At 49.8% G+C, this 23,553-nt stretch carries 13 protein-coding genes and 1 other RNA gene; 11 read left to right on the top strand and 3 right to left on the bottom strand.

Translation table 11 applies throughout. The features are described from left to right. Positions 1 to 37: 37 nt before the first annotated feature. Positions 38 to 3,148: a T9SS type B sorting domain-containing protein gene (locus BLP55_RS01375; RefSeq protein WP_139149557.1), complete on the bottom strand. Its 3,111-nt coding sequence runs from the start codon at positions 3,146 to 3,148 to the stop codon at positions 38 to 40. Between the two features lie 356 nt (positions 3,149 to 3,504). On the opposite strand from BLP55_RS01375, the gene BLP55_RS01380 reads away from it, so the two are divergent. The 6 genes from BLP55_RS01380 to BLP55_RS01405 all read left to right on the top strand — a co-directional run bounded on the left by BLP55_RS01380 (position 3,505) and on the right by BLP55_RS01405 (position 11,649). Next, positions 3,505 to 4,182: a response regulator transcription factor gene (locus tag BLP55_RS01380; RefSeq protein WP_091140424.1), complete on the top strand. Its 678-nt coding sequence runs from the start codon at positions 3,505 to 3,507 to the stop codon at positions 4,180 to 4,182. Continuing rightward, complete coding sequence (porY, locus tag BLP55_RS01385; protein WP_091140427.1) at positions 4,175 to 5,440, top strand: sensor histidine kinase; 1,266 nt, start codon at positions 4,175 to 4,177, stop codon at positions 5,438 to 5,440. Before BLP55_RS01380 ends, porY begins: the two co-directional genes overlap by 8 nt. 54 nt (positions 5,441 to 5,494) lie before the next feature. After that, positions 5,495 to 7,897 carry a TonB-dependent receptor gene (locus tag BLP55_RS01390; protein ID WP_091140430.1) on the top strand — a complete coding sequence of 801 codons (2,403 nt, stop codon included), beginning with the start codon at positions 5,495 to 5,497 and terminating at the stop codon, positions 7,895 to 7,897. 64 nt (positions 7,898 to 7,961) lie between these two features. Next, a complete protein-coding gene (locus tag BLP55_RS01395) occupies positions 7,962 to 9,917 on the top strand; it encodes an LTA synthase family protein (protein WP_091140432.1) in 1,956 nt (651 codons plus the stop codon). Beyond that, complete coding sequence (locus BLP55_RS01400; RefSeq protein ID WP_091140434.1) at positions 9,914 to 10,801, top strand: diacylglycerol/lipid kinase family protein; 888 nt, start codon at positions 9,914 to 9,916, stop codon at positions 10,799 to 10,801. Before BLP55_RS01395 ends, BLP55_RS01400 begins: the two co-directional genes overlap by 4 nt. 89 nt (positions 10,802 to 10,890) lie before the next feature. Further along, positions 10,891 to 11,649 (top strand): phosphatase PAP2 family protein, encoded by a 759-nt coding sequence (locus BLP55_RS01405; protein ID WP_091140436.1) that lies wholly within the window; start codon positions 10,891 to 10,893, stop codon positions 11,647 to 11,649. Between the two features lie 35 nt (positions 11,650 to 11,684). Here the strand turns inward: BLP55_RS01405 and ssrA are convergent. Beyond that, positions 11,685 to 12,085: a transfer-messenger RNA gene (ssrA, locus tag BLP55_RS01410) on the bottom strand. 294 nt (positions 12,086 to 12,379) lie between these two features. Then, positions 12,380 to 13,570 carry a serine hydrolase domain-containing protein gene (locus BLP55_RS01415; protein WP_091140439.1) on the bottom strand — a complete coding sequence of 397 codons (1,191 nt, stop codon included), beginning with the start codon at positions 13,568 to 13,570 and terminating at the stop codon, positions 12,380 to 12,382. Positions 13,571 to 13,775: 205 nt separating this feature from the next. Here BLP55_RS01415 and BLP55_RS01420 point away from each other — a divergent pair, with 205 nt between their 5' ends. The 5 genes from BLP55_RS01420 to BLP55_RS01440 all read left to right on the top strand — a co-directional run bounded on the left by BLP55_RS01420 (position 13,776) and on the right by BLP55_RS01440 (position 23,473). Next, on the top strand, positions 13,776 to 14,978 hold the full coding sequence (locus BLP55_RS01420) for an NAD(P)-dependent oxidoreductase (RefSeq protein WP_091140442.1): 1,203 nt from the start codon (positions 13,776 to 13,778) through the stop codon (positions 14,976 to 14,978). 82 nt (positions 14,979 to 15,060) lie between these two features. Beyond that, on the top strand, positions 15,061 to 17,802 hold the full coding sequence (locus BLP55_RS01425) for a helix-turn-helix and ligand-binding sensor domain-containing protein (protein ID WP_244503391.1): 2,742 nt from the start codon (positions 15,061 to 15,063) through the stop codon (positions 17,800 to 17,802). 218 nt (positions 17,803 to 18,020) lie between these two features. Beyond that, entirely contained in the window at positions 18,021 to 21,035 is a 3,015-nt protein-coding gene (locus BLP55_RS01430; RefSeq protein ID WP_091140444.1) for a SusC/RagA family TonB-linked outer membrane protein, read from the top strand. 10 nt (positions 21,036 to 21,045) lie between these two features. Beyond that, positions 21,046 to 22,503 carry a RagB/SusD family nutrient uptake outer membrane protein gene (locus BLP55_RS01435; RefSeq protein WP_091140718.1) on the top strand — a complete coding sequence of 486 codons (1,458 nt, stop codon included), beginning with the start codon at positions 21,046 to 21,048 and terminating at the stop codon, positions 22,501 to 22,503. Positions 22,504 to 22,552: 49 nt separating this feature from the next. After that, positions 22,553 to 23,473, top strand: coding sequence for a LamG-like jellyroll fold domain-containing protein (locus BLP55_RS01440; protein ID WP_091140447.1), 921 nt, complete (start codon positions 22,553 to 22,555; stop codon positions 23,471 to 23,473). The last annotated feature ends 80 nt before the right edge of the window (positions 23,474 to 23,553 follow it).

A 23,553-nucleotide genomic window follows, 5' to 3' on the forward strand; every position in this document is an offset into this window, starting at 1 on the left:
GTTGCGGTTTTTTTTGTTTAGGAAATTCAGGTGGTATTTACTGTTGTTTGTGAAGGTAGATCCAACCTGTTTTTGGATTTAGATCGGTAAAGTCGATGACGTAATAATAGGTGCCGTCGGGCAATTCGTCGCCATTGTCGGTTTGGCCGTACCATTGGTTTTGGTAATTGGCCTGCGCATAAACCGCCGTGCCGTAACGGTTGTAGATGTGCAATTGCGCCACGTTAAAGCCTTCGAGGTCGAAATAGTCGTTCAAGCCATCGTTGTTGGGCGATATCCCCTTTTGGATCGTACACGAGACGGTCGTCACGTTTATGGTTTTCCTTTGGCTACAGCCGTTTTGCGTCACCACCAGTTCATAAATTCCCGGCGATGCAATCACCACCGAAGCAGCACTTCCAATTGGCGCCCCCGACGGGTCGAACCACGCATAAAGCGCGCCCGACGTACCTTCAAGCACCGCGGTCAGCGTATAATTTACCCCGTTGCATCCTTCGGCTATCGTAAAGTCGATGGCACCGTTTACTGCTATGGTCAATGTCGCGGCCGTCGCACACTGGCCCGCATTGGGCGTAAAAGTATAGGTCGTGGTTGCGTTGTTGTTGGGCGCAGGCGACCAGGTTCCCACAATGCCATTGTTCGAGGTGGTCGGCAACGGATCCAAGTCTTCGCCCGCGCAAATGGCCGCGATGGGCGCAAACGTGGGCAAGGTCGACGGATTGACCACAATCGTCAAGGTCGTTGGTGTTGCACATTGGCCACCGTAGGGCGTAAAAGTATAGGTCGTGGTCGCGTTGTTGTTGGGCGCAGGCGACCAGGTTCCGGTAATGCCGTTGTTCGAAGTCGTCGACAATGGGCTTAAAACAGCGCCCGCGCAAATCGGCGCAATGGCCGTAAAGATAGGCACCGTGTTGCTTGGATTGACGGTAATCACGAGCGTCGCGGTGGTGGCACATTGCCCGGCATTGGGCGTAAAAGTATACGTCGTGGTCGCGTTGTTGTTAAGCGCAGGCGACCAGGTTCCGGCAATGCCGTTGTTCGAAGTCGTCGGCAGCGGCGTCAAAACCGATCCTGCACAAATCGGCGCAATGGCGGTAAAGGTAGGCGCGGTGTTGTTCGTATTGACGGTAATCACAAGCGTCGCGGTGGTGGCACATTGACCCGCGTTGGGTGTAAAAGTATACGTCGTGGTCGCATTGTTGTTGGGCGCAGGCGACCAGGTTCCGGCAATGCCGTTGTTCGAAGTGGTCGGCAATGGACCCAAAACAGCGCCCGCGCAAATCGGCGCAATGGCCGTAAACGCAGGAACCGTCGACGGGTTCACGGTAATGGTAAGCGTCGCTGTCGAAGCGCATTGCCCTGCCGTTGGCGTGAACGTATACGTGGTGGTTGCCGTGTTGTCGAGCGCCGGCGACCAAGTTCCGGTTACCCCGTTGAGCGAAGTTGTCGGTAGCGGATTGAGCGCATCGCCCGAACAAATTGCCCCCACGGCGTTAAACGTGGGTACGGTACCGCCCGATACGGTCACGGTCACCGTTTCCTGGTACAAACAGGTCACGGTTTCCTTGAAGGCGATGTCGTCCAGCGCAAAGTCATTGCCGCCGCTGGCCGAGTTAAAGTTGAACAATGCCACGTTGGCCGTGGTGTTGGCGCCCGAATTCCAGTTGTAGGAAACCTGCGTCCAAAAACAGGTCGCGCCCGGAGCGAGTACAGGATCTCCTTGCGAAACACCGTTGATCTTGACTTCGAGTCGCGCGGGATTCTCGGGCGAGACCGAGGCCACATAGTACGAAAAAGTATAGTCGGTGTTCGGAAGTACCGCAATCGGATTTTGGTTGGCCCATACAATCACATTGCCCGTCGGGTCGGTCGATCCGTCATACACGATCATGTTGCCCGCGCCCGTCGTGTGGTCGCCGCAAGACACAAAAGCGGTAAACCACGCCGCAGGATTGGTCACGACACTGTAGGCCGCCTGTACGCCAAACGGATTCGGATCGGCCACATACATGTATTGGGTCGTGAACAACGCATCGCCCTGCGAAAAGTCGCCGTTTTCGATCAAATTGACCGGCGACGATAACGAACCCGAAGTCACCGTATAGGTCGTGGTCACCAAAGGACTTACCGTTTGCGACGCCGCGTTGGGGTTGGTGATCGAAGCGTCGGGCGGACTGGCCGTCCAGGTGTACGACCCCGTTCCGCCCGAAGCCGATAGCGCGGCCGTCCCGCCCGGGCAGATGTTTGCCGGTGCGCCCACCACCAATGGATTCGGGGCGGCCAGCACAATGCCGGTTTGGGTGTATGGGGTTCCGGCAGCATCGGTGACGCTGATGTTGTAGGTTCCTTCGTCCAGTCCGGTAAATACACCCGTGTTGTTGGTTTGGCTGGCCGATCCCGTCAAAGTATACGCAGAATAAGGCAGCATACCGCCCACCAGACTTACCGTGACGGTGCCGTCGTTGCTGTCGGGGCAGGTGGGATGGCTGAACGTGTACGATCCTTCGAGATCCAATCCGCCTTCGGTGATCGAAAAATCGTCGACCGCAAAATCATTGCCGATAGGCCCGGGATTGTTGGTCTTTAAACGTACCATGACGTTATCGGCCGTCGCCACGAAAGAATATTGGATGTGCACCCAACCTTCGTCGGGAAGCGGCGCGAGGAAGTTTTGGTTGGCGGGGTTGATGTTGTTGGCGTTGACAAAGAAAAGGCCGATGCTGGCACGTGTCGCATCGTCCGAAGTCACTTCGTTCGATACCGACCTGATCCAAAAGCTGAACGTATAGGTGGTTCCCGCCGTGAATCCGCCGATAGCGCCGCCTGTATTGCCCGTGGTCCAGAAAAAGCGGTTGGCGAGCGTAGATCCGTCAAAGACGAGCATGTTGCCCGTGCCCGTAGTGTGGTCGCCTTGGGCAATGTAGGTCGAATTCATGAGCGCGGGATTGGTCGTGCGCGCGTACAAACCGGGCGTGCTGGTGCCCGTAACCGGGTTGATTACGGTGTAGTCGTGTACGAAGAATCCGTTGCCGCTGTCGCCGGCTTCAAAATCGCCGTTGGTAAGGATTTGTGCGCTGGCATTGAGTCCTGTCGCGAGCAGAATGGTGAATAAGGCTGTCCTTATCGAATGTCCAAATGATTTTTTCATAAATCGGGAATTACGGTTAATAAAAATATTATTTGTTGGCTGACATCGCATGTGCATCGGTGTGATAAAAACCATACAGCCGCGAATGCCTGTCGAAGCTGGAATTACAAGGCGAAAAACAGTTTTTTGTTCGTTCCAATTTTTGGCTTTTGTTGTGGTTTGTTGTAGTAATGTTAAGTTGGCGCAAACGTTTTCGTAGCTGAAATTTCTTATAAAAACATCGATTTCGGACCATTTCCTACAGCGGAATTCCAATTTTATTCAAAATCGGACCATTGTTTCGCACCAAAATCAAAATGTGGCGACGACGCGGAAAAGTCGCGTCGTCAATCAAAAATGAATTGGTAAATTGCAACATGAAAATCCTCATCATCGAAGACGAAACGGCCATCGCCTCGAGCATCAAGGCGTATTTTAAACCCAATGGCGTCCAATGTGAAACCGCAACGACCACCAGCGAGGCGCTATCCAAGATCGGCCTGTACGACTACGATTGCATCCTGCTCGATTTGATGCTGCCCGACGGCGACGGCTTCGACATCCTCAAGGAATTGAAGCGCACCAACAAAACGGAAGGCGTCATCATTATCTCTGCCAAGGAAAATCTAGAAACGCGACTCGAAGGCTTCAACCTCGGCGCCGACGATTACCTGACCAAGCCGTTCCATTTGGCCGAATTGCTCGTCCGGATCCAGGCGCTCGTGCGCAGGAAGAATTTCCAGGGCAGCAATACGGTGTCGTTCAACGAAATCACCGTCGATGTGCTCGCCAAAACGGTCAGCGTCAAAGGCGCAAGGCTCGACATTACCAAAAAAGAGATAGATTTGTTGTTGTTTTTGATCGGGAACCAGAACAAGGTGTTGTCGAAGGCGGCAATCGCCGAACACCTCTCGGGCGACATGGCCGACATGCTCGACAACCACGATTTCATTTACGCCCACATCAAAAACCTCAAAAAAAAACTCGCACAGGCCGGCAGCGGGGATTACATCCAAACCGTTTACGGACTCGGTTACAAATGGCAAAATGAATAAGAAACTCTTGCACAAAACCACGCGGAATTTCCTCGTGCTCGCCGCCGTGATCCTGTTGATTTCGGCGCCGATTTTCTATTTCGTGAGCCATTTCCTGTACATTTATGAAGCCGATGAGGTACTGGTTTTCCACAAGGAGGACTTTGTGGCAAAGGCCAGCGAGCAAGGATTCAGCACCGCCGATATTGCCCTTTGGAACCAATACAACCGCAGCGTCGAAATCATTCCCGACACCGGCCTGAAAAAAGATTCGCTGTTCAGCAAAGATTATTTCGACGCGACTTCACAGGAATACGAGCCGTTCCGCGAATTGTGGGCACCCATCGTCATCGACGGCCAAAAATATACGTATACCGAGAAGAACAACCTCGTGGTCATGGAAGGCATGGTCATCGCCGTCGCCGTGATGTTCTTGATGGTCATCGCGTTTTTGATGACGGGCATCATCTGGTTTTCGAAACGTTCGGCGTCGCGGTTGTGGGCGCCTTTTTATGATACGCTCAAACAAATCCAGGATTTCGAACTCGACAAAAGCCATCATCCGCAGTTTGCCGATACCGACATCGAAGAGTTCACGCGGCTCAACAAAAGCCTCGAGCGTTTGATTGAAAAGAACGTCGCCATTTTCAAAAGCCAACGCGAATTTGTCGAAAACGCCGCGCACGAACTGCAAACGCCACTCGCGTTATTCCAGACCAAGCTCGATTCGCTGTCGCAATTGCAGATGACCCGCGAGCAGTCGGAATTGCTGGCCTCGCTGGAACAGGACGTTTCGCGCCTGAACCGACTCAACAAAAACTTGCTGTTGTTGTCCAAGATCGATAACGAAACCTATTTCGAACTCGAACCGATCGTCGTCAACGAATACCTCGGCAAGAACCTCGAATTTTTTACCGAACAGGCGGCTTCGAAAGGCATCCGCGTGGCGTTCGACAACACCCGTCCGGTAACGGTCAAGGCCAATCCGATACTGTTCGACGTATTGGTCAACAACTTGTTCATCAACGCGATCCGACACAATATTGAAAACGGGGCCATCCACATCACGCTCGATGATGGCGCGCTTTCGTTTGCGAACACCGGAATCGGTACCGCGCTCGATGCCGAACGGATGTTTAACCGGTTTGCCAAAATCAATCCGTCGGGCAAGGGCAACGGGCTTGGGCTGGCCATAGTGCGCAAGATCGTCGAGGTCAACCATTGGACGATCGGGTACCATTTTTCAGGCGACCGGCACATTTTTACCGTCCGTTTTTAAAAATTCAGACTTCCTTCCAAATCGGGTTGCAGCTTTGCCAAAAATTACCGGCAAATGCAAAGCAAATCGTTTCTACTACTAATCATTATTTTGTCCTTCGGATGGGCGACGGCGCAGAACAAACCCGTAACCGTTTCCGGTGTCGTTAAAGACCGCGCGTCCAAATTGGCGCTGCCTTACGTAAGCGTCACTTTGCAAGCCCCAGACGGCGCGCCCATTCAAGGCACCGTCAGCGATGAAACCGGCCGTTTTAGCCTTAAGGTGGCTACCGCGGGAAATTATGTAGTAGAAACAGCAATCATCGGCTACCAAAAACACACGCAAAAAATCTTCGTGGGCTCGCTGACCGAATTCCTCGATCTGGGCACCATCGAAATGGGCGAGCAGGTCAACGCGCTCGATGAAGTCGTCATTGCAAGCAAACAAGAAACGGTGAGCGCCAAAATGGACAAAAAGACGTTTGCCGTGGCCGACCAAATCGCACAAAGCGGCGGATCGGTGTTGCAGGCGATGGCCAATTTGCCCGGCGTGACGGTGCAGGCCGGCAAATTGCAGTTGCGCGGCAACGACAAGGTTACGGTGCTCATCGATGGCAAACAGACTGCGATGACGGGCTTTGGCAACCAAACTGGGCTCGACAACATTCCGGCGTCGGCGATCGAAAAAATTGAAATCATCAACAACCCGTCGGCCAAGTTCGATGCCAACGGTAATGCGGGCATCGTCAACATCGTATACAAAAAAGAAAAGCAGGCGGGCATCAACGGAAAGGCCGGGATTGCTTCGGGATTTGGGTCGCTTTGGGAGCGCAAGGCCAATCTGCCGAACATTCGTCCGCAGTACCAATTGACGCCCAAAATCAATCCGACGTTGGCGTTGAACTACCGCAAAGGTAAAGTCAACCTGTTTTTTCAAGGCGATTACCTGTATACCGAAACCTTGAACAAGAATGAATTCGTGACGCGCACCTATGACGACGGCACGGTCATCCACCAACAAACCAAGCGCAACCGCGACACGCATTTTACGACCGTCAAAACCGGCGCCGATTGGAATTACAACGAGCACAACACCGTAACGGTTTCGGGAATGTTCGGCAGCGAAAAGATCACCGACAACGGCGACGAGCCTTTCTTCAACGCCGATTACAGCCAGCGGCTCAGGCTTTGGCAATTCCTCGAGGACGAGCTCAAGATCACCGCGATGGCGACGCTTTCGTGGCAGCACAAATTCGCGCAGCCTGGGCATTTGTTCAACACCGGCGTGAATTATACGTTTCACCGCGAGGACGAAAAGTATTTTTTCGACAACATCCTGCCGGCATATGCGGGAAAGGATTCGTTCAAGCTGCTGTCTGACGAAAAAGTCGTCGATTTCAATTTTGATTACGTCAAGCCGTTCAAATATGGGCGTTTCGAGTTGGGCGTAAAGTTGCGCAACCGTGAAATCCCGACCAATATGCAGTTTTTCCAGGGGCTCAATTCGCCGTTGGATGCCAGTGCGGGCGGCGCGGCTACCTACAAGGAAATCATTCCTGCGGTTTACGGAAACTACGTTTTCGAGAGCAACAAGGTCGAAGCCGAGCTGGGATTGCGCATGGAATACATCAAACTGCGCTACGAGGTCAATCCGAACCATCCCGTGTACAAAACCGATGGTTACGACTATTCCGAGCCGTTCCCGAACATCCGTTTTGCCTACAAATTCAATGACCACAACAAATTGTCTGTGTTTTACAACCGCCGCGTCGACCGACCGAATGAAGTCGACATCCGGATTTTTCCCAAGTATGACGACGCTGAAATCATCAAGGTCGGCAATCCGGCATTGCGGCCGCAGTTCACCAATTCGTTCGAACTCGGATACAAGCGCAACCTGGCCGATGGCTATCTGTTTGTGTCGCTTTACAACAAATCGGTCGACCAGACCATCACGCGCATCGCCACGACCGCGCCCGGCAGCAACGTGATTTATGCGGTGTTCCAGAACGCCGACGAAAGTTACAGCACGGGATCTGAAGTGATCTTCTCGAAAAAAATCGGCTGGTATGCGATGAACCTGAGCGGCAATGTGTACCACAACGTCATCGATCCGTTTACGGTCACCAACCTGTATCCGACGCCCACGACCTTTACCGCCAAACGCGAAGAAATCGTTTCGGGCAACGTCAAAAGCAACAATACCTTCCATTTTTCCAAAACGCTTACGGGGCAACTCTCGGCGGTGTGGCTCGCGCCCGACATCATTCCGCAGGGCAAGATCGGGCAGCGGTTTTCGATCGATTTGGGTTTGAAGAAATCGGTGCAAAAAGGCAAGGGCGAAGTGTTTGTCAATGCCAACGACGTGCTCAATACGCTCGTGACCAAACGCGAAATCAACGCAGACGGTTTTCGCTACACCAGTGCCGATTACAATGAAACACAGGTAATTCGGCTGGGCTACAACTATAAATTCTGATTTTTTGCGAATTCAAATTTAATTCAAAATCGCGCGGCAATCTTTGCGCATAATCCTTTGTACTATGTATCGTTCGTTTGGCAATTTGAAGCGGTTTTCAGTGCTTTTTCATTTCGTGATTTGGTTTTTGGCGACCGCGACGTTGCTGCGTTTGGCTTTGCTGGCGTGGCAGTATGACGACGTTTCGTGGAACGCGATTGCCGTCCTGCGCACACTGTTTACCGGGATTTTCTATGATTTGGGAACGGTGGTTTTCATCAGCGTCGCGGGCATTTTGTACTATGTGTTGCTGCCCAATCGTTGGGTCGGCAGCCTGGTCGACAAAATCCTGATTTGGTTTTTTACCGCGCTCACGATTTTTGTGCTGGTGTTTGCTTTTTTTGCCGAGCTTACCTTTTGGGACGAATTCCGCACGCGGTTCAACTTCATCGCCGTCGATTATTTGATTTACACGCACGAAGTCGTTTCGAACATCCAGGAATCGTATCCGTTGCCGCTTTTGATTGGCGGCGTGCTGCTCGTGACGGTAGTGGTTTTGTATGTTTTTTACAGACGAAGGGCGTTCGCCGAGGCCTTTTCGAACCCGCTTTCTTTGCGCAGCCGCGGCTTGTTCCTGGCGGTGACGTTGGTGGTTTCGGCGCTTTACGTCGCATTGGTGTCCAATGCCGATGCCGAATGGTCGCCTAACCGCTACAATTCCGAGATTTCGAAATCGGGCATTTATTCGTTTTTTGCCGCGTTCCGCAACAACCAGATGAAGTACAGCGAATTTTACACCACGATCGACAACGAAAAAGCATTCGCCATCGTCCGCCAAAAATTGGGCAGGGCCAACAGCCGTTACAGCCGTGAAGGATTTTCAGTGCACCGCACGATCACCGACGGTTTGCCGTCCGAAGAAAAAAAGAATGTGGTGTTTGTCTTGGTCGAAAGCCTGAGCGCGAGTTTCCTCAAAGAATTCGGCAACCAGCAAAACATCACGCCATTCTTGGACAGCCTTGCGCAAAAAAGCGTCTTTTTCGAAAATATGTATGCCACCGGAACACGCACCGTCCGTGGGATGGAGGCGGTCACGTTGTGCATTCCGCCGACGCCTGGACAAAGCATCGTCAAGCGGCCCGACAACCACAACCTGTACACCGTCAGTAATGTGTTCAGGAAGCGCCAATACCAATGCAATTTCTTCTACGGCGGCGACGGCTATTTCGACAACATGAATTCCTATTTTGGCGGCAACGGCTTCAATATCTATGACCGCGGGCGCGGCAGTGTGCTCAGCGATGACATCAACACCACGCGCCGCAACGTCGACGATAACGAAGTCACCTTCGAAAACGCGTGGGGCATTTGCGACGAAGACATTTTCAACAAAATGATCAAGGTAGCCGATGCGCATTACCAAAACCACGAGCCGTTTTTCAACTTCGTGATGACCACGTCTAACCACCGGCCGTTTACGTACCCCGACGGAAAGGTTTCGATTCCGCCCGGCATGAGTAGGGAAGGTGCGGTACAGTACACCGATTTTGCGCTGCGTGAAATGTTCAAAAAGGCACAAGGCAAGCCGTGGTTCAAGAACACCGTTTTTGTCGTGGTTGCCGACCATTGCGCGAGCAGCGCGGGAAAAGACGAGATTGACGTGGCCAATTACCACATTCCAGCGTTTATCGTCAATATGCCTGTCGCGAATCGGAAAATCGACAAGTTGTGCTCGCAGATTGATTTGTGGCCGACGTTGTTCGGTTTGTTTCACTGGAATTATGAATCGGATTTTTTTGGTGCCGATGTGCTTGATCCGGCTTTCGAGCCGCGCGCGCTGTTGGGGACCTACCGCAAATTGGTGTTGATGAAAGGCCGTGAGGTCATGATTTTGTCCGACCAGAAAAAGCAGTCGTTTTACCAATGGAACAAGGCCGACAACAGCCTAAAATCCAAACCAATCCAGCCCGACTTTTTCGAAGAAACCATCGCCTGGTACCAAACCGCCGATTATCTGTTCACCAATAAATTGCTCCAATGACCTATTTGCATTTCATCGTCAACCCGATTTCGGGCAACGGCAAACACCACCTCGGCGAAACCATGCTGCGGCAATTTTTTCCCGAATCGGAATACCGGATTGCCGTCGACTATACCAAACACAAAGGCCACGCAAAAACACTGACCGAATCGATCATCAAGCTGCATCCCGATTGTATCGTGGCGTGCGGTGGCGACGGGACAATCAGTGAAGTGGCGTCTGGTTTGGTGGACAGCGTGATCAAATTGGCCATCGTGCCGGTGGGATCGGGAAACGGTTTGGCGTCGAATCTTGGGATTCCGCAATCGGTACCCGCAGCGCTTGATACGATCAAAAACGGGACGGTCGCGTTCATCGACGTGGGCAAAGTAAATCAGCGCTATTTTTTCAGCAACATGGGAATCGGGGTCGATGCGAAAATCATCAAACGCTACGAGCGCACGGGCAAGCGCACGCTTTCGGCGTATATCGCAGCCACACTGCGCGAGAGTTTCAGGTTTGCCCCGCGCCAAACCATGCTGGCGTACAACAACCAAATCGACAGCCAAATGCCATTTTTGCTGTTTGTCTCGAACTCGAACGAAATGGGTTATGGAATGTCGCTCACGCCCGAGGCCAAGCTCAACGACGGCAAGCTGGATTTGTTGCTGGTACCGCAAATTTCGCTTTTCCGCAAACTGCAACTCGGTTATTCGGTGCTTTCGAAAAAGACCAAACGATTTTCAAAAAGCACACACACCACATTTACCAATTTGGTTTTGGAGCAACAAGAAACCATTTACATGGATGTACAGATCGACGGCGAATTCCACAACCTCAAGACCAACAAATTGACCATCGATGTTTTGCACAAGGCTTTGCGCGTGGTCGTTCCTATTGTATAATTAATAAAATCTGATTCATTCAATCTTTTAAAAATCAACAAATAAAGCCCGTATGACGCAAAATTACTTCACCCCTAAATATTCGGAACATGAAGCTTATTTTCGCCATTCCCGTCCTTTTTTTGTTGTCGTTTAACGGCCACGCGCAAGACGCAACGGTCAAAGATTCTACTGCGCTGGATTCGGTCGGCAAACCCAAATTCAATTACAAGGCGCTTGCGATTCCCGCGGCGCTGATCGGCTATGGCTTGATCGGCATCGAAAGCGACCAGATCAAATCATTCAACACCCAAATCAGGGCCGAAGTCACCGAGGACATCGACGAAAAACTAACCATCGACGATTTCAGCCAATACGCCCCGGCGGCGTCGGTCTTTGCGCTCGATTGGATGGGCGTCAAGGCCAAACACAGCCTGCGCGACCGGAGCGTCATTTTGGCAACTTCCTATCTAATTCTGTCGGGAACCGTGCTCGGGCTCAAATCCGGTACAAAAATCGAACGTCCCGATGGCACTTCCAAGAATTCGTTCCCATCAGGGCACACCGCCACCGCCTTTGCCGGTGCCGAAATGATGTACCAGGAATACAAAGACCAGTCGATTTGGTATGGTGTCGCGGGTTATGCCGTGGCCACGGGAACCGGATTGTTCCGCATGTACAACAACCGCCATTGGCTCACCGACGTGGCCGCGGGCGCCGGAATCGGGATCTTGAGTACAAAAATCGCGTACTGGGTCAATCCGTATTTGTCGAAAAAACTGTTCGGGAAGGAAAAGAAAACCACCACGTTGTTCAGCCCGACTTATGACGGGAAGACGCTGGGCATCGGATTGGTCAGGATGTTCTAAAAAAAATCCGCAAACCATTGTTGATTTGCGGATTTTTGTGGAGTCGCCGGGAATCGAACCCGGGTCCAAACAAGCAACCAAAGCGCTTTCTACACGTTTATCTCCCGATTGTTTTTTCGACGTCCTGCCTGGCCGGGAGCAGCCACAAAACGCTTAGCCTCTTAAGATGTCAGAAAGGCCGCAAGGCAAGGCCAATCCTAGGTTTATTTTTACGGTTCCTCGTGATCGGCCGCCACAAACCAAGGCTTCCGCGAAGAATCCAGCTTCTGTACCTTGTACAGACGTGGCATTATCTTACTATAATTCGGATTATGCAGCTAAAGCGTAGTTATTTTCGCCGTTTAAAAGTGTTGCGACTATGGATTAACGAGAATCTGTCGCGCTTCTCGACGTGCTTACGGTTCAATTGATCTTGCTGTCAAAACCAGTCGACCCCAGTATTAAATTCCAAATTCCAAATTCCAAAAAAAACAAATTCCAAAATTTGGACTGCAAATATAGTGGGAAAAATGAGATTTGGTTGTTAATCGCAAGATAAAGTTTTGGGGCGTGCCGGCGGTTGAGGTTCTGCGCAATCAAGAAAAAAATTGGCCGCCGTCGGGCTTTCCGCTGCAATCTTTTGTTCCATTGCATTCCACAAAAGGATTTTCGCTGCAATCCCTCACGCAGTCGTTTGGAATTTGGAATTTGGAATTTGGAATTTGGAATTTGGAATTTGGAATTTCTAAAATTAATCCTCATCCCCAAACTCAAACGGATAATCCCCAAACAACGGCGCCAACTTGCGCACCGCATAAGTGTTGCGCGTGAATTTGTTCGACAGCGCAATGATCGTCACATTGTCCTTCATCAACGAAATATACGACGACGTGCTGCCGTGCCACCACCCATTGTGGAAATAGAATTTCTGCCCGCTGTCCCATTCATACATCCTGAACCCAAGGCCGTAGTTTTTTTCGCCCTTGCGCTCGTAGCTGTAGCCTTTGTACATCTCGGCGCGCAGCTTGGCGTTCAAAAAAGTCGGGGCCGTACGCGCCAAATCGAACTTGAGGATGTCGCGCGGGGTAGAGTAGATGTTCTTGTCGCCATATACCGCATCCAGGTGGTCGAGCCCTATTTCCATGTTGCCCTTGTAAGACGGGACGGCCGTTTTGCGGTCTTTCTCGTATTCGAACACATAGGTATCGTTCATCTCGAGCGGTTCGAATATCATGGTTTTCATCGCCTCGGGGTATTTCATGCCCGTGACTTTTTCGATCACCAGCGCGAGCATCGCATAGTTGGTGTTACAATAGCAAAACCGCGTGTCGGCAGGGCAGTCGCATTTGATGTCCTTTTCGGTAAAAAGGTTCAGGATGTCCTGGTTGGTGATGGTTTGGTGCAAATCCCAAACGCCTTTGTCTTCGATGAAATAGGCATAATTGCGCAAACCGCTGCGGTGGCTGAGCAGGTTGCGGACCGAGATTTCGGTAAACGGGAATTCGGGCAGGATCGAGCTTACTTTTTGATCTAATCCAATCTTGCCTTTCTCTACGAGCAACATAATGGCGGTGGCCGTAAACACCTTGCTCACCGAAGCGATGTGCAACGGCGTGTCGGGTGTAATTTTGGTGCCTTCGATCTTGTCGGCGTCGCCTTGGTAACGCTCATAGATGATTTGGCCGTTTTTGGCCACAAGCAGGCTGACGCTGTTGTTTTCGTTGCGGAAATACTTGTCGCAAAACCGTTCCACAGCCGCCTTTTTGTCGTTTTTGTAGGCCTTGGTCAACGTTGGGTATTTCACCGTAGACGGCTTCATCCACGGATAAATCTTGGCGTTGGTTTGGGCGTTGTCTTCGTCAGACCGTTCCTGGTTCGAACAGCCCGTCACGAGGAAAAGAAGTGCTATATAAAGGTAGTGTATCGTTGGTTTTACTGTCATTGTTGCGTTGCTTTAAAGCAAATATAACCAAACAAATTGCGCGTCGATTGTCGGTTTTGTTAACGATTTTACAATATTTATTAACTATTTCCATCAAATCGTTGGTTTTCAAGAACTAGTAGCCAAGTTATTTTTAACGCAAAAGTTTTGAAAACATTGTCGTAAAAAGTACATTTGGCACCGTACAAAAAATTGCTGCTTATCCATGAAGTTCGGAATCATCAAAGAACGCAAAACGCCACCAGACCGCAGGGTCGTTTTTACCCCCGAGGAACTTGCCCGTTTGCAGGCGCAATATCCCGAGGCCCAAATCAAAGTCGAAAGTTCAGACATCCGGTTTTTTACCGACGAGGAATACGCCAACCTTGGCCTCGAGGTCACCAAAGACGTCAGCGATTGCGACGTGTTGTTTGGCGTCAAGGAAGTGCCGGTAGACGCGCTGATTCCCAATAAAAAGTATTTTTTCTTTTCGCATACGATCAAAAAACAGCCGCACAACCAGAAGTTGCTGCGCGCCATGCTCGACAAGAACATCGATTTGTACGACCACGAAACCATCGTAGACAAGAACTACAAAAGGCTTATTGGGTTTGGGCGTTACGCCGGAATCGTGGGCGCCTACAACGGCATACGCGCGTTCGGGATCAAGTTCGAACTGTTCAATTTGCCCAAAGCCGAGTCGCTTTCTGGCCGTGCCGCGCTCATCGAAAAACTCAAAAGACAAACGCTTCCGCCCGTCAAAATTGTCCTGACCGGACATGGCAAGGTGGCCAACGGCGCCAAGGAAATGCTCGATGCGATGAAAATCAAACAGGTGTCGGTCGAAGATTACCTGTCCAAGATTTATTCGTCGCCGGTCTATGTACAGCTCGACACGCTCGATTACAACAAACGTCTCGACGGGAAGCCTTCGTCGAAGGAAGATTTTTACGAAAATCCAACCGCATACACGTCAGATTTTGAACGATTTACGAAAGTGTCCGATATTTTCATGACCGGGCATTTTTATGCCAACGACGCACCCGTGATCCTGACCCGCGAAATGCTGCGCGCGCCCGATTGCAAGATCAAGGTCGTGGCCGACATCACCTGCGACGTAGACGGCCCGATTGCCTGTACGATCAAGGCTTCTACGATTGCCGATCCGCTGTATGGCTATCTCGCGTCTAAAGATGCCGAAGTCGATGTGTTCCATCCCGGGGCCATCGTCGTCATGGCAGTAGACAACCTGCCGTGCGAGTTGCCGCGCGACGCGAGCGAAGGCTTTGGCCAAATGTTTATGGAACATGTAATTCCTGCATTTTTCAATGGCGACAAAGACGGTATCCTGGCCCGCGCGAAAATCACCGAGAACGGACAGCTTACCGAAAGGTTCGCCTACCTGCAGGACTACGCCGACGGCAAGTAAACAAGATGCTTCTTCGGAAGCATTTTTTATGCACATTTGCCACGTGGCGAAATCTCGCTATATTTGAGAAAAATCGTATCGCTTGAAGATTGTCGCGCAAATCCTTTTCTGCACCGTGTTTACGCTGGGCCTCAGGGCGCAGGAATTATTGCCTTTTGTAGAGAATTTCACCAAGACGGAATACCAGGGCGACAACCAAAACTGGAGCATCGCACAAGGTGCCGACCACGCGCTCTATTTTGCCAACAACCACTATTTGTTGCGTTACAACGGCGTCAAATGGGAGAAGTATACGATGCCCAACCGCACCATTATCAGGGCGGTGGCGGCCATCGGCGACAAAATCTACTGCGGTTCTTACAAAGAGTTTGGGTATTGGGAGCGCAAAGGGGGCAAAATGCGCTATGTTTCGCTTAGCGCGGGCAAGAATTTGTTTTCGGGCCGATCGGCCAACGAAGAAATTTGGAAGATTTTTACCAATGATGGGCGCATCTATTTTCAGTCTTTCAACGAATTGTTCATTTACGACCGGCAGCGGATCGAGAAAGTCAGGTTCCCGTTCCAGATTTCCTACTGTTATCTGGTAGACGACGACATCTATGTGGGTTCGGTGCGCAAAGGCATCTACCTGATGCAAGCGAAGACGTTCGAACGCTTGCAGGGCTGGTCGGCGGTCGACAACGACATCATCCACCACATCGAAAAGCAAGGCGGGAAGCGCTACGTATTTACAAGGGCCAACGGTGTTTTTGTTGAATCTGGAAATCAGCTCGTTGCATGGAACCATCTGTTGAACAGTAGGTTAAAATCAGAAATCATACTGACCGCCAAGTTTGTCGGCAACAACAAGTTGGCCATCGGTACAGCGCAGCAGGGCCTTTACCTGGTCGACCTAACAGATCAATCCTATCGTTCGATCAACCGCACCAATGCCATCAAGAACAACGCGGTGCTTTCGGTTTTACAGGACGGCGAAAACGACCTCTGGCTTGGGCTTGACAACGGCATCGCGCATGTCGAGATCAATTCTTCGATCGGCGTTTTCACCGATCAGTCGGGTGTTTTGGGATCGGTGTACGCGATGTCTACTACGCCTGGAGGGTATGTGTTTGCAACCAACCACGGTGTTTTTTCGTATTCGGGGAACAGTTTGTCGGCCGTGCCCGCCTCGCAAGGACAGGCTTGGGACATTTATGCGGCCGACACCGGCTACGTCATCGGCCACAACGACGGGACGCTGGTGTACAACGATGGACGGGTAAGCAAAGCCAACGGTATCAGCGGCGGCTGGAAATTGCTCAAGAGCGAAGTCGAGGATGCTTTTTTCCAGGCCCATTATTCGGGGGTGTCGGTGTATCGCAATGGCGATTTTTCGAATCCGATGCCGCTCGAGGGTTTGACCAAGCCCATCCGGAATATCGCTCAAACCAAGCGGGGCGAACTTTGGGCGGCCGACAATTACCGCAGTTTGTACCGCATCACTTATGACGATCGTTTCAAGACCAAAAAAGTCGAGAATGTGTCGCAGTCCAATGGCATTTTGAATGATTTTAGCGTTAAACTGTTTCATTACAAGAACGAGGTTTTGTTCTTGATAGACAAGGTTTGGTATACTTATAATTCGATTGCGGGCAAGCTCGAGCGCGATCCGCTGTTCAACAAATCGTTTCCCGATATTTCAGATATTTTGACGATAGACGACAACCATTTCATGATCCTCAACGGCGGATTGCTGTATGTGGTGTCGCAAGAAGGGAGTGAGTTTGTCTGGGAACTGATTCCTGAGAAATACTACCAAGGAAAGCTCATGCCCGAAGATTCGCGGGTTTTTAAAAACGGCAATGAAATTTTCGTCAATCTCGACGACGGATTTCTGTCTTATATGCTCAGCCGCAAGCAGGGTGCGGCGCCAAAACCCGTAATCGAGGGGTTTTACAACAACAGTCTAATTACCGCCGATACGAGGGTGGCTTACAACCAGCCGATAGACATCGATGTAGTTTCTGGGGTGTATGGGCAGGCGCAACAAGACTTTTTCTATACGCTCAACGGCGCAAAAGAATTCAATAGGATCCGCAACGGGCATTTGACCTTGAACAACCTTGGGGCAGGCGAGCAGCACCTGGAGTTTTACCGGTTCGATGGGAAGATATTCGCCAAGGTGTCGGATTACAGGTTCGACGTCAAGAACCCTTGGTATTTTTCGATTTGGATGGTACTGGTCTACATTTTAGCGGTTTCGGGCAGCTTCTTCCTTTATTACCGCTGGAACAAGATGCGTTACCTGCAAAAGCTGCAACTTAAGGAAGAGGAGTTGCGTCACCAGCAAAAAATCCGGGAGCTTGAGATCAAGACCGAAAACGAGCTCAACATCCAGGAATACGAAAAGCACATCCTCGAACTCGAGTTGCAAACCAAATCCTCGGAGGTTGCGGGTAAGTCTTTGTCGATCGCCAAGCAAGGCGAGATGATCGAGAACATCCGTCAAATTCTTGAAAGCGAAGACGATATCGCGCGACTGAAGGCCGAGGTCCTCAAAGCTATCAAGATCAATTCGATCAACAGGCATGAATGGGAGGTTTTCGAAAACAACCTGAGTCAAATCCACCAGGGATTCATATCAAGCGTTACCTCAAAATACCCGCAGCTTACCGCCAAGGACATCAAGCTGTGCATTTACCTTAAAATGAACCTTTCTTCAAAGGAAATTGCCCCGCTGATGAACATCTCTTTCAGGGGCGTCGAATTGCACCGCTACCGTCTGCGCAAGAAGCTCGGCTTGTCTGCCGAAGATAATCTGTACAAATTTATGCTTTCGATCTAACCGGAACGGTTACGAAAACGATATAATTAACAGATTCTTAAACTCATCATTACTACATCATTGCTGCATTTTAACATTGCTATTTTAACTCAATTAGCTGTTAATTAGTAATTTAGATAGGGTATTTTAATGATGTAGTTGTGAATGAATGTGCGTTTGCAACTACAACGTTGTAATTTCCTAATTTGGTACAACTAACTCTAACGCAATTCAAACAAATGAAGAAAGTAATCCTATTGGTTTTCCTGTTCTGTTTGGGCCCGATTACCGCTTTTGGCCAACAAATAAGCGGTACGGTATCCGACAAAACGGGTTTGCCGCTGCCTGGCGTCAACATAAATAGCGCTACGGGCAAGTCGGCTGTCACCGATTTTGACGGAAAGTTCAGCATCGACGCCGCAGCAGGCGAGGGGCTGACATTCACGATGATTGGGTACGTCACGCAAAGCCTTCCCGCATCGGCAAATATGGCCGTTTCGATGCCCGAAGAAGAAAACAAACTCAACGAAGTAGTGGTCGTGGGTTACGGTACGCGAAAATTGGGAAGCATTACCGGGTCGGTGTCGTTGATCAAGTCGGCAGACATTGTCAAGACGCCCGCGCAGTCGGCTGTCCAAGCAATTCAAGGTAAGGCGGCGGGGGTCAACATTGTTGCCAACGATGAGCCAGGCGCTGCACCGTCGATAAGAATTCGCGGATTGGGAACCATTCTCAATAGCCGGGATCCATTGTACATTATAAACGGTGTTGAAGCCTATGGTTTGAACGGCATCAGCCCGAACGACATAGAAAGTATCAATATTTTGAAAGATGCGTCATCCTTGGCCATTTATGGTCAAAAAGGAGCCAACGGCGTCGTGATTGTTACCACAAAGCGAGGTAAGCAAGGTGATATCAAAGTCTCTTACGACAGCTACTTTGGGCAAAAGGATGTGTTGAAGAAAGTAAAGATGGCCGATTCTTATCGGTTCTCCTATTACAACAATTCGGCTTTGGGTGATGCAGATTACTTTAATATGAACAGCCAGCCCTACAGTACAGATTGGTTTGAGGAAATAACCCGAAAAGGAGAGGTTACCAATAATTCGGTCTCGATTACTGGCGCGACCGAGAAAACAAATTTCAGTTTTGGCGTAAGCCATTACACAGAAAGCGGTATTTTGTTGGGAACCGAATACAAGCGTACCAATTTCATCAATCGGAATGAGTACAAACTTGTAGATGACAAAGTAAAGATTTCGCATTTTGTAAATGGTTCAATAGAACACGGGACGCCAAAGCCGCTGAGTGCTTTTACCAATGCCTACAAACAGTCGCCTATTATGCCGGTCCGTTATCCGAACGGTAGGTGGGGCGTGCCATTGGTCAATCTTGCAACGGGGCAAAACGATCTGAACGGTACGGCCTATAACAAGTACAACAACGTCGGCAATCCAGTCGCGCAGTTGACCAACACACATGATAAAAGTCGTCTGTTTACGTTGACTGCTAATGTTGCGGCCGAAATAAAACTGTATAAGGACCTGACTTTTACCTCGAGTTTCGGATCGACGGCAAAATGGTATAAGGCCTACTCGTTTGTCCCGACAAGGGAAATATGGCTGTCGCAAAACCCTACAGAAGATGCAAGCGACTATGCAACGACACAGAGTGGGGCGCCGGTTAACTCGCTTTCGCAGACACGTGGCGAGGAGTTCGACTGGAACTGGGACAACTATCTTACTTATAAAAAGGAATGGGAGAAGCACGCGCTTACTGTGGTTGCAGGTATTTCAAGGACTACACGCGACAACGACGAGTACTTACGGGTCATGCGCTATAATGTACCGGAGCAAAGAAATTACTGGTATTTGGATTTCTCATCGAGTAATGAAGAAGTCGCGCCCAAGAGTTTGATCACAAACAATCATTTGACGCCAATCGTTTCGTTGGCCTATTTCGGAAGGGTCGAATACGAATTCCTTGAGCGTTATCTGTTGACGGGTATTGTGCGTCGGGAAGGAATCAGCTCCTTTCAAGGCGACAAAAAATGGGCTGTATTCCCGTCGGTTTCTGCAGGATGGGTTGTTAGCAACGAAGCGTTCCTACGCGATTCGAAAATAGTTACCAACCTGAAATTACGGGGAGGTTATGGGGAATTGGGTAACGGAAATGGCCCATCTTTCAATTTTACTTCTTTTACGCCAAATGTCAACTATCCGTTCGGGAATGGGCAAGTGATCAACCCGGGATCTTATATCGATGCGGCGGTCGACCCTAACCTGACATGGGAATCAATGAACGAGTTGGATTTAGGTATTGATTTCGGGCTACTCGAAAACCGTCTAACAGGTACATTTGATTACTACAATCGCAAGTCAGAAAATTTAATTTTACCAGTACAGGTCCCTTATGTTTTGTCTGAAGGCGAATCGTACGTCAATTCTGGCGAAATTACAAACAAAGGCATCGAATTGACCTTGCGTTGGGACGGCAAGATTGGTGATAATTTCACCTATTATATCGGCGGAAATCTCTCCAAGAACAAAAATGAGGTAAGCAAGATAGACAGTCCCTATTTTCAGAATTTTTCAGGGAGCGGAAGCTTGGGCAACGGCGAGTTTACGAAATTGGTCAAGTTGGGCGAGCCGCTGGGTAGTTTTTATGTATTTGAGCAAACCGGTTACGATTCGGGAGGCGTACCTACCTATCGTGACACCAATGGTGATGGGCGTTTGACAAGCGACGATCGAATCAACGCTGGAAGTTATATTCCCGATGTGACTTACGGATTCAATATCGGTTTCACCTACCGCAATATCGATTTTTCTGCCGATGCCTACGGGGTAAGCGGGAATAAAATATACAATGGTAAAAAGGCACAGCGCTTTGGAGGTGAGAACATTGAATATGATATCCTCGATGATTTTTGGACGCCTTCTAATCCGAACGCCGAAAATCCAAAACCTAACAATGACGTGCCAAGAGCGTCAACCTACTACATCGAAGACGGTTCCTTCTTGAGGATCAACAACATAACGTTGGGCTATACTTTGCCAAAAATGTTCGACAAACTGGACAAAGTACGTTTGTATGTCACGGCGGTCAATCCGTTCCTGTTTACCGAGTACTCGGGCTATTCGCCGGAGATTGTTGGCAACGAGAATGCCAATCCATTGCGTACTGCGGGGATTGAGCTCGATGCTTATCCAACCAACAAAACATTCCTCGTGGGAGCCAATGTCAGTTTCTAAACCCAAAGCCATGAAAAAAATCAACTATATTTTTTTGGTCAAAGTACTTTTCTTTTGTGCTTTGCTAAGCTCGTGTGAGAGCGACCTTGAAGTCAGCCCGCAAGACAAAGTGAGTCTGGCCGACTTTCTGAACAACCCCGATAACGCCAAGCAATTGGTTAACGGCGTCTACAACAAGAATCTAGAATACAATATGCATGGTTTTTCTTGGATAGGGGTGTCGAGTATTACCAGTGATGATGCCGATAAAGGTTCGACGCCCGGAGACAGCGGATCCGACAAAAATAGACTTGACGCACTGGATTTCATCTCGTCAAGCACTTCGTTCGACGACGTCTGGAAGGCGCGTTACCAAGGAATAGGGAGGGCCAACAAAGCCCTGTTCTACCTCGACCAATTTACAATTGACCCTGTGTTAAAAAGCCGGTTGATCGGAGAGGTCAAGTTCATGCGCGCGCTGTGGTATTTTGATCTGGTACGTTGCTTTGGAGGTGTGCCAATCATTACCAGCGAAATCGACATCAACGATACAGAAGCGGTCAACAGTATTGTCTATACGCGAAAGACCAAGGAAGAAACCTACGCCCAGATAGAAATCGATTTAGAGGATGCCGTCGACAGATTGCCACTCAAATCGCAGTACGCGCCAAGCGATATGGGACGGGTCACCAAAGGAGCTGCGCAAGGGCTTTTGGCCAAAGCCTATCTGTATCAAGGGAAATACCAACAAGCATTTGATATGGCAGGCGAAGTCATGACTTCAGGGCAGTATGACCTTTTGCTGAGCTACGCTGAAGTTTGGAGACAAACGGGCGAGAATGGTGTGGAATCGGTTTTTGAGGTCCAAGCAACTTTGACCAACGGGATTCAAGATTATACCAACGTGCAGGGCCCACGTGGAACACCCGATTTGGGATGGGGCTTTAATACGCCGTCCGAAAGCCTTTCAAACGCTTATGAGCCAGGCGATTTACGTCGTGAGGCTACAATTATGTTTGTCCCGTCTACCTTATGGGACGGATTTATCGCACCAACAACCTGGACCAATCCGAGATACAACTACAAAGCATACCAGAGCAGTATAGCCGAGGATTGGGACGGCAATAAAGGCGTAACCGCAAAAAACCTACGTATTCTTAAGTTCAGTGAAATCCTATTGATTAGGGCCGAAGCAGGATTCAGGATCGGCAACACCGGCGAAGCCCTCACGCAAATCAACCGTTTGCGAGATCGTGCCGGCCTCGACGACTTGGCCGCTATCACATTGCAGGCGATATTCAAGGAACGACGTCTGGAAATGGCGATGGAACACGACCGTTGGTTTGATTTGGTTCGTACAGGACAGGCCCAGGCGGCGATGACGGCAAACGGCAAGACCTTTACGCTGGGTGTCAACGAAGTATTTCCCATTCCTCTGAATCAAGTGATAGCCAGCGGCGGGCGTCTTGCGCAAAACAATGGATATTAAACATTAAATATCAATAATTAACTTAATCTTAAATTTAAACATTAACATTATGAAAACAATGAAATTAACAGGTTTCGCTTTAACCGCTGCATTGGGCATCGGGTTGGTAAGTTGTTCAGACGACGACAACAACAACGGCTTCACCCAGCTTCCTCCGATTGGCGGCTATTATTCCGCTGACGAGGTAGGTGCAGCTGATCTATTGGCGTATTGGCCATTGAACGGAAACGGAACCGAAAGCAAGTCCAACACAGCGCCTAACAACACGCAAAACACGTCGTGGGTGTCAGGTATCAAAGGACAGGCGGCAAGCTTCAATACAGGATTTTTGGATTATCCGTCAATTCCAGCGTTGAATTCTCCAGAAGGTAGCATCACCATTAGCTGCTGGGCAAAAATCAGCAATACCAAATTGGTCGATGGTGGGCCAAGTAATATTTCGCCGATAGTCGCATTTTCAGGTGGTCCAAACACCAACATCGGTAATTTGGCGTTGTTTGGAAACACGCACGGTTTGGTTTCAAGCGACTCGATCCAAATCAAAGCCGAGTTCCACTTTGCGATGCCTGATGGGGTCACCGATTTTAACGGCGATTGTATCAACATGATCAAGCAAGAAAGTTGGATGGACGACACCCATACTTGGAACCCGAACAAAATTGGTGGTCAGTGGGCGCACATCGTATACGTTTACGACGGAAGCACAGCCAATAACAGAATTTACGTAAATGGCGTGAAAATTTCGAACTCTGCGTGGGAAAGCCGCAACAATGGCGACGCCATGCCTATGGACTTTTTCCAACCGACGCACCCTATGATCGGTGCCACACCGTCGGTGGCAAACGGAACCAATTCTGAGGCATGGAACGCAGCGCTCAAAGGCGATGTAGACGAAGTTCGCGTTTGGAAAAAAGTACTGTCGCTGGCCGACATCAACTCGCTCTATCAACTGGAGTTGGCAGGAAGATAATTTTCATAAACAACTGGCAGGTTTTCGAACCTGCCAGTTTCTTAAATCACCATACCTAAAATTTATAATACCGTGCGATT

The sequence above is a fragment of the Flavobacterium caeni genome (genome assembly GCF_900101895.1).
GTDB classification, from domain to species: domain Bacteria; phylum Bacteroidota; class Bacteroidia; order Flavobacteriales; family Flavobacteriaceae; genus Flavobacterium; species Flavobacterium caeni.

What these genes read in the sequence shown, in the direction of transcription:
- BLP55_RS01380 (WP_091140424.1), top strand. Translation starts at nt 3,505, where the DNA reads ATGAAAATCCTCATCATCGAAGACGAAACGGCCATCGCCTCGAGCATC.
- BLP55_RS01390 (WP_091140430.1), top strand. Translation starts at nt 5,495, where the DNA reads ATGCAAAGCAAATCGTTTCTACTACTAATCATTATTTTGTCCTTCGGA.
- BLP55_RS01415 (WP_091140439.1), bottom strand. Translation starts at nt 13,570, where the DNA reads ATGACAGTAAAACCAACGATACACTACCTTTATATAGCACTTCTTTTC.
- BLP55_RS01395 (WP_091140432.1), top strand. Translation starts at nt 7,962, where the DNA reads ATGTATCGTTCGTTTGGCAATTTGAAGCGGTTTTCAGTGCTTTTTCAT.
- BLP55_RS01420 (WP_091140442.1), top strand. Translation starts at nt 13,776, where the DNA reads ATGAAGTTCGGAATCATCAAAGAACGCAAAACGCCACCAGACCGCAGG.
- BLP55_RS01430 (WP_091140444.1), top strand. Translation starts at nt 18,021, where the DNA reads ATGAAGAAAGTAATCCTATTGGTTTTCCTGTTCTGTTTGGGCCCGATT.
- BLP55_RS01400 (WP_091140434.1), top strand. Translation starts at nt 9,914, where the DNA reads ATGACCTATTTGCATTTCATCGTCAACCCGATTTCGGGCAACGGCAAA.
- BLP55_RS01375 (WP_139149557.1), bottom strand. Translation starts at nt 3,148, where the DNA reads ATGAAAAAATCATTTGGACATTCGATAAGGACAGCCTTATTCACCATT.
- BLP55_RS01435 (WP_091140718.1), top strand. Translation starts at nt 21,046, where the DNA reads ATGAAAAAAATCAACTATATTTTTTTGGTCAAAGTACTTTTCTTTTGT.
- BLP55_RS01405 (WP_091140436.1), top strand. Translation starts at nt 10,891, where the DNA reads ATGAAGCTTATTTTCGCCATTCCCGTCCTTTTTTTGTTGTCGTTTAAC.
- porY (WP_091140427.1), top strand. Translation starts at nt 4,175, where the DNA reads ATGAATAAGAAACTCTTGCACAAAACCACGCGGAATTTCCTCGTGCTC.
- BLP55_RS01440 (WP_091140447.1), top strand. Translation starts at nt 22,553, where the DNA reads ATGAAAACAATGAAATTAACAGGTTTCGCTTTAACCGCTGCATTGGGC.